An 18,845-nucleotide genomic window follows, 5' to 3' on the forward strand; every position below is an offset into this window, starting at 1 on the left:
AATTAGTATATTTTAGAAAATGATTTTCTTTGTTGCTTTGCTATTGTCATCGATTTCTACGATAACAATTATAGCGCTGTAGCTTTTTGATAAACTATTTATAGAAATATTTTGTCTGTCTGAAAACTCATTATTAGAATATAATAATTTCCCTAAAACGTCATAGATCATAACTGATCTTACTTCTTGATCTGATTCAATTATGATAGTTTCATTAGCATATACTTTTAGAGAATCACTACTAAAAGTATCTGTATTTAACGTTTGACTTGGATCAGTATATCGTAAAACAAATCGATTGTCAAAAGTTCCTGAATTAGAAGTAAAGCTGTAAGGAGCACTCCTTAAGTCATGAATAACTCCAAGTGTTAAGTCTTCTAAGAAAATGTCTTGAGAATTGTTCGTGAACAATCCATCTACAGTGCTAATCGCTATGGAGTAAATTCCATTTTGATTTACTTTTATTCCAAGAGGTATGGTGTCCTGATCGTTAAATGGTGCTCTCCCTTGTATAGAAAATCTTTGGTTATTACAAAGAGAATAGATCTCAAAATTAGTTTTAACACCAAGAGCCATGGCATCGTATAGACGGTCTATATTATTTGTCGCATTATCAGCATAACCTACCAACGTTCTTGAAGCAGTATTGTTCGGAGCAACTATGTCTAACCAAATGCGACTTTTGTTCTCAATATTTGAAGCAGTATTATTTGTTGTTCTGTAGAACAGATCATTTCTATAACTATTACTTCTCATGGAATTGTTAAAAGTAACGTTTTCACTTTGAGCAGTTCCGGAATGATTCATCAAAACAAAGAAACCTTGTCCCGCAGCTATATTTCCGTCAAATGTAGGTGTAGATGCTCCTAAATAATTATAAGTGACATAATCGGCAACTGTATAATTTTGTACATAGTTTTGATAAAAAGGATCTACAGTTGAAGATGAAGGTAACGTGCCGTGTGTCCATAATTTAATGAATCCGGCAATATTTGTGTTTACAGCTAAGAAACTGTTTGTATTTAATGCTGATGGATATGGATTTCCTAGTAAGTTCCAGTTGTCATCATCTTTAGTTGCTAAAGTTGTAGAAACACCTGTACTGTAATCTGCACCATCATAGGCACCTCTCTCAATAGGGGATGTAAGATCTCCGTTATTTGGAACACCTGTGAAATCAGCTGTGAAATTTTGAAGAGAAGTAGTGTAATTGTCGGGTCCTCTTACGATATATCCTTTTCCGGTAACCATATTTTCACTTGTTAGCGACCAGTTTCCGAATCCGTTTAAATTAGAAACAATAGTCGGTAGCCACTTGTACTTAGAACCAATTGTTCCGGGAGAAACATTATTTAAACCGAAATTAGCTACAGGAGAACCCCAGTATACATAATCTAATTTTCGGATCATAACATCTCTTTTCATTGAAATATCTCCGGTATTAGCAATATTATCTATTTGAACTAAACTAGACGCGTTTTCTAAATTGAACATACCACCGGCTTCTACATTAACCCATTCTTTGACAGTTATAGTATTGTTTGTCAGGTTGTCTAAATCTCCCGTACTTTTAACTGTTAAATTTTTAGCAAAAGCATCATAGTTACTACCGTCAATAATTGCTGTATCAGGAATAATCACACAATTGTCAATAGTTGGCACACCAACAGGGGACCAGTTGTTTGAATCGCTCCAATTAGTTCCGTTTATTCCTTTCCATATTTTTGAATTGTTAGTAATCGTGATATCATTACTAGCATAACAACCGTTAGAAAGAACGGCACTTACTGTAAAAGTGTAAGAGCTTTGTTCCAGTTGGGCAAGTGTTGGTTTTATATAAACTGTTACAGCAGGGGTACCGCTTGTGTAAGAAACTGTACAAGCTGCATCTTGATAAGCGTCTATAGGTAAAGCACTAACCCAATCGAAAGCGGTGTTTAATGGTCTGGTTCCGAAAAGTTTAATGTCGTCTACAGCAGCACCATCACACCAAGAACTTGTGTAGTAACGAATTCTGATTTTTAAGTTGGGTTGGTTAATATATGCTGATAAGTCATAGTTCAGGTCAGCAAATCGGGTACCGATCCCTTGATCTGTAATGATATTACCGTTAACTGTATTCCACGAAGTACCTCCATTTGTAGAAACTTGTACTTGCATATATTCAATACTATCATAAGTTGTATTACCGTCAGGGAAATATCTGGAGTAGTACATTCTGAATGTTAAACTAAGATCTAAAAATGTAGAAGAATCAACTGTAGGAGAAACCAGAACATTATCAACAGTGTAATAACTACCGCCATTCATTCCGATGTCGGATGTAACAAAAGCAAAGTGATTTGGACCGAAGCCTGAAGAAACTGCAGGATACCATGTTTGTCCGTTAGGGATATAAGTACTGGTATGATTTTGCCAGGCAGTCTGACTGTTTACGGCAGCATTACTTACTAAAAAAGAGTTGTTGAATACGCCAAGACCTCCTGATTCGAAATCTTCGTCTATCAGATAAACTACTTCAGTATCACCGCTGGCAGTTAATGATATAATTTCATTTTCTCCGCAAACCTGAGGGTTATTAGGCGTAAATGTCAGTGTCGGAAGAGGGTTAATATTTGCGATGACTTCAGTTCTCACTAAAGATTCACAACTTCCGTTATAAGCCGTTACCCAATATGAAGTTGTAGAGGATATACTTGGGGTCGTCCAACTACCACTAGCTGTAGTAGCTATAGGAGTCCCTCCGGTTTCGTTTGCATACCATCTGTATTCTGTTGTTCCGGTACTACCTGTAACACTCAAATCAACTGTTCCGCTACCACATATTGTTCCGTCTGTAACAGAAGTGATGTAGGCGCCACAACTAGAGATCACAGTAAATAAATAATCTTCCGCTTCTCCATATTCATAGGCTCCTATCGAGGAGTTGTAATCAAATGTTTCACAAGAATCAAAATCGTATGAATAAGACTCTGTCGGATTTCCAGGAGGTCCGTAAAAACTGTTATAAATTCGAATTCTGATGCGATAATTTCCAGGTATAGTTGTAGGGGGGATCACAAAACCAAATGTAGTAGTTAAGGTTGCTGCATTGGAATCGTAAACTTCTTCATTAGCATCGGCAAAGTCTCCGTCTTTGTTCCAGTCCACCCAAGCTTTCCATCTACCTCTTGAATTTGCTTCAACAGATACATTTACCCCTTCTCCCTGTGCCTGTATTGTATAGGGGGTTAACGAAGTAAAATCCTGATAACCTGGTGTTCCGGCATTAGTTCCGTTATTTAAATTAAATGTGTCATTTAGAGTGCCTAAAAAGCTTACATCATCAATATACCTTGTTGTAATAGTATTAGTAGTTGAAGGTGTGCAGTAAGTCGGTAGGGTGGAAGTTGTAGTAGTATTTCCACTTAAAGGACTTGGAGTGTAATAAAGCGGACCATTCAAACAAATACCATTAAATGAAAATACGAAAACATAATATTGCGTATTAATATCAAGACCGCCTATTGTAAAAGTAGTATTACTGTCATTATCAGCAACAATGCTACCATTAATAGAATTTCCTATAGTATAGGCCGTATTGTCAACAGGTGTTGGAACTGTTCCGGTTGTATTAAATACAACCAAATAACTATCAGGAGCCGGAGAGGCAGCTGTAAAAGAGCCACTGATAGACGTTCCAGAAGGCGTTAGTACAAGGCCTGTTGGCTGAGCGGTAGGCGTTGTACAGCTAGGAGCAGCTGCAATAGTTACATCATAGTCTTCAACTTGTCCGTAATTGCTTGTAGCACTACACGGATTAGAAGGGTCAGATGAAAATTGATAAATAACTCTCATTCTGGTTGTACCGGTCAATGCTGTTATAGGAGTTGCAATAGGAGCAGAAACTGTAGTTTGTGTATCTGTGGTTGCATTTATGACGCCCACATAGTAGGATTCGTCACTATCATTAAAATCTCCATCTTGATTCCAATCGAAATAAGCTCTGATATGGAAAGTGTTTGCACCATATGTTCTTCCGGTTATACTAATGGTATTGGTTTGACCTTGTGTTACTGACGCGGTATTACAATACGAATAAAATGTATTTTCAGCATTTACACCAACATTTCCGGAGTTGTTGTTAATGCCTGCATACGTTACATTAGTCATGGAAATACTGTATAGGTATGATGGAATACAGTAAGGATAAGTATATGTGATCTGTATCTGTCCTCTGGCTCCTGTACCCCCGGCTCTGTTACCAGCACCACCGTTAGCTCTTTCGCCTCCACCCGCACCGCCCCCCGGGGTGTTACCATTAGCTCCTGTACTGTTAGATCCTCCGATTCCTCCGGCACCACCATTAGGAGCGTTACCGCCATTTCCTCCGGTAGCACCACCTGCGAAACCGAGATTTCCGTTTGTATTAACAGTTCCGCCACTGGCATTTCCTCCGTTTCCAACAGCACCGGAATTTCCGGCACCTCCGGACCCTCCACCGGCAATCATTCCAAGAATGGTTGTACTTCCGCCAGTACCTCCTGTACCGCCATTAGAGTTTCCGGCAGTTCCACCTGCACCAATTGTGTAATTGATTACTTGGTTAGGCGCTACAGAAAAGGTGTTTTCAGTATAAGCACCGGATCCTCCACCGGATCCTCCGCTTGCATTGACATTTGATCCTCCGCCACCGCCACCGGCACCCCATGCCTTGACAGTGATAGATTGAATTCCACACGGAACAGTCCATGTTCCGTTACCGGTCGTAGTTAAATTAACTGTTGTTTGGCTGTAAGTTGTTACAGCAAAAAAGAAGAGTAGAAGAGTTAGGACTCTTTTGTAAAAATCTCTTTCTTTTGGTAATAGCAGCGATAAGTATTTCTCATTCATAACATTTTGAGATTTTTTAAGAATTAATTAACAAAAGTATATTAATTATTATGAAAAATGTTGTGAAATGAGTTAATTGTTAATAAAAAAACCGGGATATCCCGGTTTTTTTATTATTAAAGTTATTTTATTGTTAAAAGATTATTTTTTTAGATTTTTTATTTCCGTCTTCAGTCTCTATTGTGACAATTAAAGGGTTGTTACTTTTTGTTAGACTATTGATAGTGATGCTCTGTTTGTTAGAAAATTCATTCTTTCTAAATAAGAGTCTACCTAAAACGTCATGGATAGTAACAGATTTGATATTCTGACTCGATTCAATTATAATGTTTTCGTTTGAATAAACATTCAAATAATTATTGTTTGAGAAAGAATTTGTATCTAATGCTTGATCTGTATAACGTAAAATAAACCTGTTGTTAAAAGTACCGGTAGAACTAGTGAAGTTGTACGGACTATATCTCAAGTCGTGGATGATGCCTAAATTCAAGTCTTCCAAATAGATTTCCTGTGCTGTATCTTCAAAAAGTCCTTCAACTGCGCCAATAGCGATAGTGTAGTTTCCGCTTTGAGGGATTTTAACTCCAAGAGGAACTGTATCATTATTGTTGAAAGGCGCGAACTTACCTTGGATAGTCATAGTTTCATCACCAATTAAGGAATAGAAATTTAAAGCTAACTTTTTATTTGCAATAGCGTCAAACAATCGATCTCTACTATTTGTTGCATTATTGATATAACCAACTAAAGTTCTGATGTTTTCTCCGTTTGGTTCTATCAGATCTAACCAAATTTTACCTTCGGTAGCTGAATTAATGCTGTTTTTATTATTGTTAGAATTTCTAAAAAATTGGCTATTATTATAAGCAGGAGCTCTCATTGAATTTGTAAAAATAACATTTTCACTTGGAGTAGTTCCTGAATGATTCATCAAGATAAAGAAACCTTGTCCGGCAGCAATATAACCTCCGAAAACGCCGGGACCTGAGGATGTTCCTGTACTATTATAAGTAATATAGTCACCGGTCGAGTAATTATATGTATAGTCTTGATAATATGGATCAATAGTAGCTGAACTAGGCAATGTTCCGTGAGTCCAAAGTTTGATGAATCCATCAATATTCGGATTGGCAGTTAAGAAGCTAATAGCGTCAATTGAAGAAGGATATGGATTTCCTACTAGATTCCAGTTATCATCTTCTTTTGTAGCTAAGGTGGTAGAGTTTCCTGTGTTATAATCTGCTCCGTCATAACTTCCTCTGGCAATAGGCATGGTTAGGTCTCCGTTGTTTGGGGTTCCGTTGAAATTAGCTGTAAATGTTTGTAATGTTGAATTGTAATTATCTGGTCCTCTTACAATATATCCTTTACCGATAGCCATGCTTTCTGAAGTAGAGGTCCAGTTACCATATTCGTTAAGGTTTGAAGCTATAGTAGGAATCCATTTGAAACGGTTTCCGGTTGTACTAGGTGAAACAGAACCTACGGAAAAACTATTTACAGGAGAGGCCCAGTATACATAATCTAATTTTCTTATATTAACATCTCTCAGCATGTGTATGTTTCCTGTGTTGGCTACATTATTTGTCTGAATTAAGCTAGCAGAACTGTTTAAAAGTATATCACCGGTAGCATTAACATTTACCCAATCTGTAATAGTTATGGAATTGTTAGAGTTAACAGTTAATAATGCATCATTTTGAACGGTTAGATTAAGACCTAAGCCATTGTATCCTGATCCGGAAATTATAGGATCGTTAACTGTATTAGGTATAACGACACAATCTAATGCTGTAGGCTTTCCTACTGGGGACCAGTTATTGTCGTTATCCCAGTTGGTGTCAACTGATCCGTTCCATATTTTGGCACCGTTTACAGTAACTGTTGCCTCATCCGTTTCTGTGATAGTTGAACCGTCACATAAAGTATAAGTGATAGCTGCAGTGTAGGTTGTTGTAGCTGTAGGGCAAACATTAATAACATCTGTTGTTCCGACAACAGGTCCGGTTGTTCCTGAACCTTCATACCAAGTAACACTTGTGATTGAATTACCGGAAGGGACAAAACGCCAAGCTTCATTAGTAGTAGTCCAGTTTGCATCTAAACCATTTCTATTTGGAGCTACAGTTCCTGTTGTGCCGGTAGCGTCTTGAATACCAACTACGGCATTACCATTGTTCCAACCGGCACAATCATTTTTCTCTTGTATATATACCTCTATTACATTGGTGTTTTCATAAAGAACAATCATTCCGGTGTATAGTTGTGAAGTGCATGAGTACATAGGTATATCTTTCCATGAAGCAACTAATGCACGGCAACCTGTATTAAGAGTAATAAGTTCCCAGCCAATTTCACCTCCTTCACTAGGGTCAATGTCTAGAAAAACGCCAAAAATCGAATTTTCGACTAAAGCAGGGTCTCCACTTATAGGAATATTGTTGTTGAACTGCCAGTTACAGGTTCCTCCTGGAGTATTATTTATTAAGTCAAAAGTGATTAGTCCGTTTGATCCTACTAAACACTGATTATAGCTATTTCCATAGAAACAAAAATCAAAAGGTAGATTCACAGTACTTGACCAGGTATCATCGATTGTAATATCAACTTGATTTTGAAGACATCCAAATTGGTAAGGGGGGCTAAAAGGGATTGATTCGACTGTGTAGGTTGATGTGTCTCCTAAATTAAGATAAGTTGCTTCTAAATCAACACATGTAGAAGCGTCAGTGCAATAAAACGGAGCAGGGTCGGCACCGTTTAGACTTAAACCTCCTGATATTACAGACGGACAACCTAGTGTAGTTGTTCCTATTCCTGTTCCGGTTGTACAGTCAGGTGTGATAAATGTTGTTAATATCCATATACCGGTTCCGTCAGTTCCACCACAGTCTGATCTTACCCAAACATAATAGGTTGTATCGGCTATTAGTCCTGTTAAGTTAACTGAAGTTACTCCGAAAGCAGCAGATCCTGTAGGGGTAGTACTATTGTCAGGAGGGGTATTCGTGATAGAAACATAATAATCGTAGCCATTAGCAGGTGCCGGACTTGGTTCAGTCCAGGAAATATCAGCAGAGTTTTGTGTGATATTACTAACGGTTAGGGATTGAGGAGTTCCGGAACAAGTAGGAGGGGTTAATACATTTACAGTATATTCTTCTATTTGTCCGTATCCGAAACCATTATAACAAGGATCTGTCGGATCCCCGTTGAAATGGTAGAATACTCTCATTCTGGTTAATCCGGGAGTAGCTGTAGCTGGTACAGTAATTGTGTTGTTTAACGTGGTTTGTGTATCCGCTGTAGAGTTGATGTGTCCGATATAATAGGTTTCATTGGCATCAGCAAAATCACCATCCTGATTCCAATCTACAAACGCTCTTACGTCAAATTGATTTGAACCGTAGGTTCTACATCTTACACTAATAGGGTCTGTTGTTCCCGGATATACGGTTGCCATATCACAATAGGAGTAGTATGTAGCTTCTCCTCCTACGGCAGTATTTCCTGTAGTGTTATCAATACCTGCATAAGTAACATTAACCATAGAGATACTCGATGAGTAACTTGGTGTACAGTAAGTTTGGAAAGGATATGTATATGTGATACGTATTTCTCCTCTGGCACCATCACCACCTGAGTGATTTGTGTTATCAGGAACAAATGCTCCACCGCCACCGCCACCGGGTGCGTTACCATTATTACCGTTACCTTCATTTGTTCTTTGGTTTCCACCGGCACCTCCGCCATTTCCACCATCACCACCGGCACCTCCTACGGTTGTAGTACCATTAGCGCCATCAGTTCCTGCAATCAATGTTGTACCGATTGAACTTGCAGTAGAACCGGTACCACCTAGTACCGTTGTATTATTTGGAGCGGCACCACCAGCACCTCCTTGTGCATAGAGTGTACTTGTGTTTAAGAACCATGAAGCCTGACCGTTTGCTCCGGCTGTTTGAGCTCCGTTACCTCCGTTACCTACAAAAAGATTGTAAGTTGTTCCCGGAGTAACAGTAATTGTGGATGATGCATAGGTTCCTCCGGCACCACCACCACCACCTTTTCTATTGTTAGCGCCTGTTCCTCCTCCGGCTCCACCGCCACCCCACGCTTCAACAGTAACCGAAGTAACGCCACAAGGAGCAATCCAAGTTTGAGATCCGGTAGAGGTGAATGAAACAGTTGTTTGTGCTAGTGAAAATTGAAAAGAAAGCAATAAAAATAAGAAAGGAAAAAGAAACTTCTTAGCGCTTTCTGAACCATAAAGAAGGTTCCTTAAGCAGGTGTACTTTTGTTCCATATCATTTTTTTTTGGGGGTTGATAAATATGACCAAATATATTTTTTTTGTTAGGAAAAAACAAATTTTTTGAAATTTAAATGATTTTTTTTTGGAAAGTTATTTTATCTTTTTTTTTAAAAGTATGTAAAGATCGGGTGTTGAGTATGTTTATTAAGCTAAATGATTAATTTGTAAAGTAGAGTATCGATAGTTATTGCATTTTGTTTTATATTTAAAAGTAAGATTTTAAAACAAAAAACATATTAATTGTTATAAAAAGAAAAAAATATTGTTTTTGAGGTTGGCTTTCTTTAAATTTGATAGCAACACAAATCTAACCGTTTATGAAACAATCACTACTTTTAATCAGCTTAATTTTTGGGATTAATATAAGTGTCAAATCTCAAATGTATGTAAGTCCGGGTACTTCAGTTTTAGTGAATGATCAATTTTTATATGTTAAAGCAGATATCAGGTTAGATGATACCAGTAGGATGTATCTGAGAAATCAATCACAACTTTTACAAGCAACAACTTCAATAGGTTTGAATACAGGGACAGGGTTGTTGTCAGTCTTCCAAGAAGGGACGTCAGATAATTTTCAATATAATTATTGGTGTTCACCGGTAGGTTTTCCTGGCGGAACCTTGAATAATATGTTTGGTATTACTCAATTATATCGTCCGACAGGATTAACAACCAGTATGCAAGTAGGCATTGCACCTTATAATCAGTTTGATGGTGTGGCTGATCCTTTGACCGTAGCAAGTAGATGGATCTATAAATTTTCGGCTTCAAACTCTTATTCACAATGGGTATATGTTGGAGCTTCTCATGCTGTTAACCCGGGATTAGGATTTACGATGAAAGGAGTTTCGGGAACGGATAACTTGATTGCAGATCCTGCTGAAGGTGTTGAAAATAATTCGGGTAATGCACAACGTTATGATTTTAGAGGAAAACCTTATGACGGAAATATATCAAATGCTGTTGCAATAGATAATTTAACTTTGATAGGTAATCCGTATTCCAGTGCAATAGATTTGAACTCTTTTTTAATGGATCCGCTGAATGCAGCATACATTAACGGACAAGCGTATTTTTGGGAGCAAAGTTCAACTACGCATTTAGTGTCTGAATATGATGGTGGATATGGTATTTATAATCCGGGCACAGGAATTTATACACCGGCTGATTTTTGGAATTATGATGGAGAAGGAAGTCAGGAAACCGATTTAGGAGGAACAGGGGTGGTTTATCAAAGAAGATTTTCTCCCATAGGACAAGGTTTTATGGTAAAAGGTGTAGCAAACGGAAACGTTGTTATGCGTAACAGATACAGAGTATATGTAAAAGAAGGAGCTGTTAACCTGTCTGAATTTCAAAGAGGTGGTGCTGTTTCTCAAAGAGAAGGAGTTGAAAGTGAGTATTTTGAAAGAATTCCTAATATAGCAGGAATAGATTATACTAAGATTAAGAAAACAACATCACCATACATTAGGGTTAATACGATCTATAATGATCAGGCAACACATCCTTCAACAATAGCATTTGATGATCATGCAACTAATGGCTTTGATTATGGTTACGATGGACAATCTGCTTCAGAGAATGCGTCTAAAGGTTTTTATTATATAGTTGAAGATTCACCGTTCGAATATGTTGCTACAGCAATTAAGTTTGATATAGATGTTAAAATACCAGTGGGATTTAGATGTGATGAAGAGACAAATTTTAAAGTACAGGTAGAAGGTGTTTATTCCGGATTTGATGAAAATCAAGGAGTTTATCTGCATGATAAACAAACCAATATTTATTATGATATTAAAAATAACTCATTTAGTATAACGTTGCCGGAAGGTGATAATAAAACCCGTTTTGAAATCACTTTCAGAAATTATGATAAAGAGCTACTTAACCAGACTACTTTATTAGAAGATGCTTTTGAGGTTTATCAGGATAACCAAAACGCTGTGCTTACTATTTTAAATACTTTGGGTAAAGACGTTTTGAATGTAGAAATGTATGATGTGACCGGAAAAGTAGTTATAAATAAAGAAAATCTCGGAAAAGGAAATGAAATTAAATTCCCAACAACAAATTTAACCGATGGTGTATATATTGTAAGGGTAAAAACAAGAGATTTATCTTTGGATAAAAAAGTTTTAGTCAGTAGAAAATAATTTTTAGTTATAGATTTTTAGCATCCCGATTCTTTTATAAGAGTCGGGATTTTTTTGTTACTTTGTTTTATGAATCAGGTTGTAGATATAGTATTTCCAAAAGGAATTTCACTTGTAATTAAAAGAGAAGATCTGTTACATCCTTTAATATCCGGAAATAAGTTTCGGAAATTGAAATATAATATTGAAGAAGCAAAAAAGCAGGGGCAAGAGGTGCTAGTAAGCTTTGGTGGTGCGTTTTCCAATCATATCTTAGCATTGGCGGCAGCCGGTAATGAATATGGTTTTAAAACTATAGGAGTGATCAGAGGAAATGAACTCGAAAGTGCTGTTGAACAAAACCCGACACTTTTTCAAGCCCGAAAATTAGGAATGAAATTCCTCTTTGTTACAAGAGAAGAATACAGGACAAAGACAAATGCCGAATTCCTGAAAAAATTACAAAACAGATTCGGAGATTTTTATGTAGTGCCGGAAGGAGGAACCAATGAATTAGCGGTGAAGGGTTGTGAAGAAATATTGAATGAAGGAGATTCGCAATTCGATTATGTTTGTACCGCTGTGGGAACAGGCGGAACTATTTCCGGGATTATCAATAGTTCTTTTTCGAATCAGAAAATATTAGGATTTTCTGCCTTAAAAGGAGATTTTTTGTCTGATGATATTCGTAAATTTGCACGAAAGAACAATTGGGAACTTATTCAGGATTATAATTTTGGAGGTTATGCTAAGGTGAATGAGGAACTGATCTCTTTTTTAAATGAGTTGTATCAAAAAACGGCAATTCCATTAGATCCTGTATACACCGGAAAAATGGTTTACGGAATAATAGATTTAATTGAAAAAGGATATTTTCCGGAAAATGCTAAAATTTTAGCTATCCACACAGGGGGCTTACAAGGAATAAGAGGAATAAATTTAGTTCAACAAAAGAAAAACAGACAAACACTAGTATATGATTTTTAAGAGGATCGGATTACTTTCACTAATGTTTTTAATTTTTGCATGTGGAAGTACAAACAAAGTAAGAGTAACAACAACCAAAGCGGAACAACAAGAAAAAGACAAGCAATTGGCAGCAAGCCAATCGTCTTCTGATGCATCAACAAAAACGGAGACAAAAGCTAGTGAAACTCTAGAAGCAACTTCAAAAGTGAGTACTACATCAGCTACTGTGAGCGATTATATCTTACAGTTTAAAGATGTAGCCAAAAATAATATGAAAACATACGGAATTCCGGCGAGTATTACATTAGCACAGGGTATTTTGGAATCCGGAGCAGGAAAAGGACGCCTTTGTTTAGAGGCTAACAATCACTTCGGAATCAAATGTCATACCGGATGGACAGGACCAAGCGTAACACATGATGACGATGCTGCACAAGAGTGTTTCAGGAAATATAACGATCCGGCAGAGTCATACAAAGATCATTCATTGTTCTTAACATCCAGAAGTCGCTATGCAAGCCTGTTTAAGTTAGATGAATTAGATTATGAAGGTTGGGCCAAAGGGTTAAAAGCGGCTGGCTATGCGACCGATCCTAAGTATCCTTCAAAATTGATAGGTTTAATTGAACGTTACCAGTTGTATCTGTATGATCAGGAAGTAGCTTCTCCTTCAGGAGAAGTTTTTAGTGCGTCAACACCTGTTGTTGATGAGGAACCAAGTACAAAAGAAGAAACATCAACAACAGTACAAGTGGAAATTCCGGTTAGCAGTGAGCAAGCCCAACAAGAAGTGGCGGAAGTGATTGAAACCGTTGAAACAGCTGTTGAAGTGTCAAAAACAGAAGTTGAAGAGGTTGCAGATAAGATTTCGGAAGGAGAATATATTGTTCAAAAAGGAGATACCTTATATTCACTTTCAAGACGATTCAATACTACAGTAGAAGATCTAAAAGAAAAAAATAACTTATCGGATAACAGTATTGCGATAGGACAAATTCTAAAAGTAAAATAAATAGATGGAATATAAGAGAAGTAGCGCACTTTTTGTAGAAGCGCAAAAAGTAATTCCGGGCGGAGTTAATTCTCCGGTAAGAGCTTTTAAAGGAGTAGGAGGAACACCTATCTTTATAAAAGAAGCAAAAGGGGCTTATTTATCAGATGAAGACGGCAATCAGTTTATAGACTATATCAATTCCTGGGGTCCCATGATTTTAGGTCATGCTTATGAACCGGTAGTAAATGCAGTTATTGAAAAGACTAAAAAAGGAACTTCTTTCGGAACTCCTACTGCTTTGGAAACAGAAATAGCGCAGTTGGCGGTTAGTATGGTGCCTAATATCGATATGATCCGTTTTGTGAATTCCGGTACTGAGGCATGTATGAGTGCTATCCGTTTAGCCAGAGGTTATACAAAACGCGATAAGATTGTTAAATTTTCAGGATGTTACCACGGACATTCAGATTCGTTCTTAATCGCTGCAGGAAGTGGCTTAAGTACATTCGGAGTACCTAATAGCCCCGGAGTTACACAAGGAACGGCAAAAGATACTTTGTTAGCGCAATATAACGATGCAGATAATGTTCGGGACTTATTTGAAGCCAATAAAGATGAAATTGCAGCTGTTATTATTGAACCGGTTGCCGGTAATATGGGATGTATTCCGCCTAAAGATGGATTTTTAGAGGCTTTAAGACAAATTTGTACAGAGAATAAGGCTTTGCTTATTTTTGATGAAGTAATGACAGGATTTCGTTTAGCGAAAGGAGGAGCGCAAGAGGTTTTCGGAATAAAAGCTGATATTGTTTGTTTCGGAAAAGTAATAGGAGGCGGACTACCTGTCGGAGCGTTTGCTGCACGGGAAGAAATAATGTCACATTTAGCACCTCTTGGTCCTGTATATCAGGCAGGAACATTATCCGGTAACCCTTTAGCAATGGCTGCCGGTTATGAAATGTTAAAAGCTTTAAATAACGACCTGGAAATTTATACTCGCTTAGAGGAAAAAACGGCTTATTTAGAAAAAGGAATTAAAGAAGTTTTAAAAGGAAAAGTTCCTTTTACAATAAACCGATTAGGTTCTATGATTTCGGTTTTCTTTGCTGAAAATCCGGTTTACGATTTTGAAACTGCAAAAGCAGCAGATAACCCTTATTTTAAAACATTCTTCCATAGTTTGTTGAACCATGGAGTTTATATTGCGCCTTCGTCTTATGAAACATGGTTTTTAACGGATGCGTTGACGTATGAAGATTTAGATAAAACGATTGAAGCGATAGCTAAAGTTGAGTTTTAATATAAAAAGTCCCGCTTAAGCGGGACTTTTTTATTCTTCGTAACGTTCCATCTCGCGGTCGTAGAACTTTCCGGCTTCTTCTATTAACGTTTCCATTTCCTGTTCCAGTTCTGCTTCGTTTTCTTCTGAAATATCTTCAATAAACTCAACTTCATCATCTTTTAGATTGATAACGAATCTCGGATAGTCTAAATGAATCACAAAAATATCATCAGGAAAGTCAGTATTATCGGCCAGTACAAATTTTGGTAAGTCCATATGTCTTTAATATTTAATTTTTCAGTTAAAATTATTCTTTTTCAAGGCTTTTTAAAACCATGTGTTTGGTTTCGCTGTTAAATCTCATAAATAAGATAACAGCGGCTACTGTTAATCCGGCGGAAAGTCCGATCCAGATTCCGGTTGCTCCTAAGGTAGTAAATAATCCTAAATAAATCGAAATAGGAAAACCGACGAGCCAATAGGCTATAAAAGTAATGTACATGGGGACTTTTACATCTTGTAAGCCACGTAAAGCACCAAGAACTACAACTTGTAAACCGTCAGATATCTGGAATATAGCAGCAATTAATAGCAGTTTAGAGGCCACAGAGACAACTTCTAAATTTTTTTCCAGATTTTCTACATCCTTCAGATCCAGAAATAATTTAGGTAGGTGTTCGTGCAGTAATAAGAATGTTAATGCAAATATGATTTCCAGAAAAACAGTTAGTAAGAATATAGAAAAAGCTACTAATCGCAATTTTGCATAATCTTCCAAACCTTTTTGATTACCAACTCTGATCATGGCAGCTACACTAAGTCCTGAAGCAAACATAAAGGTGAATGAAGCTAAGCTAAGTGCGATCTGATTTGCGGCCTGACTATTAGTTCCAAGACTTCCGGAAAGCCAGATGGCTCCTGTAAATAAAGCTACTTCAAAGAACATCTGCATGGCAGAAGGAGATCCTAATTTGATGATTTTCAGATTGACCTCTTTTTTGATCTCTTTTATAGAAAAACCTTCAAAATAAGGTTGGAATCTATGCCTTGATTTTAAAGCATAATGCATGAATGCCAACATTACAATACGTGAAGCGATTGTTCCTACAGCAGCTCCCACGATGCCTAATTTAGGAAAAAACCAAATACCATAAATCAGTAAGTAGTTGAGTGAGATATTAGTTATATTGGCTAAAATAGTAGCCCACATAGAATATTTGGTTTGACTCATTCCATCAGCAAACTGCTTATAGGCCTGAAACATGATTAACGGAATAAGTGAAAAAGCAACAATGTCCAGATAAGGTTTGGCTAATTCAACAACATGATCCGGTTGTTTCATGTATACAATTAACGGTTTTGAAAAATAGATGATTGTAAATAAAATAACACCTAAAATGGTACAAAGGTACAATCCGTGGTGAAAAGCTTCTCTTCCCTTTTTTACGTCTGATTTCCCGTCAGCTTCAGCAACTAAAGGAGTTATCGCTGTTGAGAAACCTATTCCTAAAGACATAGCTATAAATATAAAACTATTTCCCAGCGAAACAGCAGCCAGTTCTGAAGGTCCTAGCTTCCCTACCATGATATTGTCTACAATCCCAACAACTGTATGTCCTAACATTCCAAGAATGATAGGGTATGCCAATCGGAGATTGTACGAGAATTCTTTGGTATAGTTTGCTAACGTCATAGTTTTTGAAAAATGTCCGCAAATATACAGAATTAATGCCCGACAAAAATTGAAATCGTAGTAGGTTTAGGAAATATTAACTTTTATTTATTCTTCCGTTGCTAATTTATCATGATAAAATTTAATGTTGTCTTTTACTTCTTGTTCCAGTTCCGGTTCTTTGATATCAGTATATTTTTGAAGCTCTTCCAAGATCGTTTTTGCTACTAAATAGCGGGAAGTTTCTTTATTGTCGGCCGGAATGATGTACCACGGCGCATGTTTTTTAGAGGTTGCATTAATGGCTTCTTCATAGTAGGTCTGGTACTCTTGCCAAAGCTCCCTTTCTTTTAGATCAGCAGGAGAGAATTTCCAGTTGTGATCTTCTTTTTCCAGACGGCGAAGCAAACGTTGACGCTGTTCTTCTTTGCCTAGATGTAAATAAAATTTCAGTACAATAACGCCGTTGGACGAAATATGCTTTTCAAAATGATTGATGCTTTCAAAGCGATCGTTCCAGAATTCAGGTGTAATGTCTTCAACGGAATTAATTCCCGGAATTCGCTCGTTCATGATATATTCCGGATGTACTCGGGTAACCAGAACATTCTCGTAATGCGTTCGGTTAAAAACAGAGAATTTACCTTTTTCCGGCAAAGCTAAATAATGACGCCATAAATAATCATGTTCTAATTCGTTGCCATTAGGAGTTTTAAAGCTGTATACAACAACTCCACGAGCATTAAATTCTTTAAAAACTTCACGAATTAAGCTGTCTTTTCCGGCAGTATCCATTCCTTGCAAGCAAATGAGTACACCATATTTATTATGAGCATACATTTTATCTTGTAGTTTGCTGAGCTTTTCCCGTATTTTTTGGAGTTCTTTTTCTTTCTTCTTTTCCGAAGTTTCAATATCGATAAAAGTAGGAATGTTATTGAGTTGAACAGGAGTTGAGACTTTTAAAGTTTCTATGGAGATGTTTTTCATAACGGTGTGTTTTTTTGAAAAAAACAGATAGTTTATTTCTAAATTTGAGTAAAATTTAAAAATACAAAATTTTGGAAATAGCAGCTGTATTGAATAAAAATTTATTTCTTGTTAAAGAACATATCGGCATGTTCAAAGCCTCGAACAACTTTGATATTTTTGACTTGGAAAACGGTAAAATGATTATGACTTGTCGTGAGCCTAATTTGAGTTTTTTTACGAAATTGTTTCGTTTTACGGATTATAAAAGAATGACGCCGTTTGAAATTGAAATTAAAGATGAGCATCAAAATATTTTAATGGTAATTAAGCGAGGGATCACTTTATTCCGATCTGATGTTGAAGTTTTTGACGGAAAAAATCAGCTTTTGGGAATCTTTAAACAAAAAATTTTTTCAGTAGGAGGCAAGTTTGAAGTTTTTGATAAACATGATCGCCCTTTATGTACTTTAAAAGGAAAGTGGACAGGGTGGGATTTTAGTTTTCTGGATAAAAATAATGCGGAAATTGCACATGTGTCTAAAAAATGGGCAGGTATTGGAAAAGAATTTTTTACAAGCGCTGATAATTATGTGATTGAGATTCGGGATAGGGTTGCGGAGAATGACCCGATTCGCTATTTGATTATAGCCACAGTAATGTGCATCGATATGGTATTAAAAGAATAGTGGGGAAATAGATAAATAAAAAAAGAGGAGTAAACCTCCTCTTTGATTTTTTATTCTAAACCTACAGCTTTGTTGTAAAGCTTCTTATTTGCTTTTAATTTCTCTAATTGTTCTTTGGTTAAAAGAGCAGATAATTTAGTCTCAATGTGTCTTGCGAAAATAATTTTTCGCTCTTCGCCAAACGGAGAATTTTCTCCCATCTCTTCATTTTTATAAGCTAAAACATTGGTGATTTCGTCAGAAATACTTTGATCTGTAACATTTAAGAATTTAGAGATCTCCATTGATTCAACTTTTGCTTTTTCTGTGTATGAATCTTTTTTGCTTTCTTGAGCTGTTGAGAAAAGAGAGAAACCAAAGACAAGAACAACAAGCATTACTATTCTTTTCATAATTGATAAATTTATGGTTATATAGGTTACAAATCTAAATTAAAAAAATAGTTTTTCAAAAAAGATTGAAATAAATTTATTAATCCTCGCTAGGCTTTCTCATTTTTTTATTTCTTTCCCCTTTATGCATTTTTTCCCTTTCGGCATTTATTTCTTCCCATTTCTGCATTTGTTCTTTGGATAAAATATTTTTCATTTTGTTTTTGAAATCGATCTGAGCATCTAAACGTTCCTTTTGCATTTCATATCTTTGATCTGCGGTTGGTTTTGCTTCTGTTTCTTTCAATTTTTTCATTTCATCCATTTTAGCCTTTCTTTTGGCCTCTTGTTCTGTTAGTAACTTTTTGATCTCTGTTTGTTGCTTTTCATTAAGATCAAGATCTAAAGTCATTTTCTTTACTCGCAGCTCCGTTCTCTGTTCAGGAGTAAGTTGTTCTCTGTCGTGCCCTTTTCTTCCTTCTCGTTCTTGTGCAAAAGCGACCATTCCGGTTGCTAAAATTGCCATTAAAAATAATTTTTTCATAATTTTTCTTTTATAGTGATTAGATATGATTTCT

General features: G+C 36.6%; 12 protein-coding genes. 5 read left to right on the forward strand and 7 right to left on the reverse strand.

Features of this window, described 5'->3' with window-relative positions:
• Window positions 1-12: 12 nt before the first annotated feature.
• Both NHF50_RS10445 and NHF50_RS10450 read right to left on the reverse strand, forming a co-directional pair.
• Entirely contained in the window at window positions 13-4,872 is a 4,860-nt protein-coding gene (locus tag NHF50_RS10445; RefSeq protein WP_252776316.1) for a GEVED domain-containing protein, read from the reverse strand.
• A gap of 133 nt (window positions 4,873-5,005) precedes the next feature.
• Window positions 5,006-9,178, reverse strand: coding sequence for a GEVED domain-containing protein (locus NHF50_RS10450; protein ID WP_252776318.1), 4,173 nt, complete (start codon window positions 9,176-9,178; stop codon window positions 5,006-5,008).
• Window positions 9,179-9,503: 325 nt separating this feature from the next.
• Here NHF50_RS10450 and NHF50_RS10455 point away from each other — a divergent pair, with 325 nt between their 5' ends.
• The 4 genes from NHF50_RS10455 (at window position 9,504) to hemL (ending at window position 14,584) form a co-directional block, all read left to right on the forward strand.
• Window positions 9,504-11,342 (forward strand): T9SS type A sorting domain-containing protein, encoded by a 1,839-nt coding sequence (locus NHF50_RS10455; protein ID WP_252776320.1) that lies wholly within the window; start codon window positions 9,504-9,506, stop codon window positions 11,340-11,342.
• 69 nt (window positions 11,343-11,411) lie between these two features.
• A complete protein-coding gene (locus NHF50_RS10460) occupies window positions 11,412-12,308 on the forward strand; it encodes a 1-aminocyclopropane-1-carboxylate deaminase/D-cysteine desulfhydrase (RefSeq protein ID WP_109569625.1) in 897 nt (298 codons plus the stop codon).
• Window positions 12,298-13,302 carry a glucosaminidase domain-containing protein gene (locus NHF50_RS10465; protein ID WP_109569626.1) on the forward strand — a complete coding sequence of 335 codons (1,005 nt, stop codon included), beginning with the start codon at window positions 12,298-12,300 and terminating at the stop codon, window positions 13,300-13,302. The genes NHF50_RS10460 and NHF50_RS10465 overlap by 11 nt, the downstream gene beginning before the upstream one ends.
• 4 nt (window positions 13,303-13,306) lie before the next feature.
• Window positions 13,307-14,584, forward strand: a complete 1,278-nt coding sequence (gene hemL, locus NHF50_RS10470) for a glutamate-1-semialdehyde 2,1-aminomutase (protein WP_109569627.1) — start codon at window positions 13,307-13,309, stop codon at window positions 14,582-14,584.
• Window positions 14,585-14,614: 30 nt separating this feature from the next.
• Here the strand turns inward: hemL and NHF50_RS10475 are convergent, their stop codons facing one another.
• The 3 genes from NHF50_RS10475 to NHF50_RS10485 form a co-directional block, all read right to left on the reverse strand.
• A complete protein-coding gene (locus tag NHF50_RS10475) occupies window positions 14,615-14,842 on the reverse strand; it encodes a hypothetical protein (protein ID WP_109569628.1) in 228 nt (75 codons plus the stop codon).
• A gap of 31 nt (window positions 14,843-14,873) precedes the next feature.
• Entirely contained in the window at window positions 14,874-16,259 is a 1,386-nt protein-coding gene (locus tag NHF50_RS10480; protein WP_252776321.1) for an MATE family efflux transporter, read from the reverse strand.
• 87 nt (window positions 16,260-16,346) lie between these two features.
• Window positions 16,347-17,228 (reverse strand): PPK2 family polyphosphate kinase, encoded by an 882-nt coding sequence (locus tag NHF50_RS10485; protein ID WP_252776323.1) that lies wholly within the window; start codon window positions 17,226-17,228, stop codon window positions 16,347-16,349.
• A gap of 71 nt (window positions 17,229-17,299) precedes the next feature.
• On the opposite strand from NHF50_RS10485, the gene NHF50_RS10490 reads away from it, so the two are divergent.
• Window positions 17,300-17,896 carry a phospholipid scramblase family protein gene (locus tag NHF50_RS10490; RefSeq protein WP_252776326.1) on the forward strand — a complete coding sequence of 199 codons (597 nt, stop codon included), beginning with the start codon at window positions 17,300-17,302 and terminating at the stop codon, window positions 17,894-17,896.
• A gap of 50 nt (window positions 17,897-17,946) precedes the next feature.
• On the opposite strand, the gene NHF50_RS10495 is transcribed toward NHF50_RS10490, so the two are convergent.
• Entirely contained in the window at window positions 17,947-18,288 is a 342-nt protein-coding gene (locus tag NHF50_RS10495; protein WP_109569631.1) for a hypothetical protein, read from the reverse strand.
• A gap of 79 nt (window positions 18,289-18,367) precedes the next feature.
• Window positions 18,368-18,811: a Spy/CpxP family protein refolding chaperone gene (locus tag NHF50_RS10500; RefSeq protein WP_146193450.1), complete on the reverse strand. Its 444-nt coding sequence runs from the start codon at window positions 18,809-18,811 to the stop codon at window positions 18,368-18,370.
• Window positions 18,812-18,845 lie beyond the last annotated feature (34 nt).

Source organism: Flavobacterium sp. NRK F10, from assembly GCF_024054235.1.
GTDB classification, from domain to species: Bacteria; Bacteroidota; Bacteroidia; order Flavobacteriales; family Flavobacteriaceae; genus Flavobacterium; species Flavobacterium sediminis.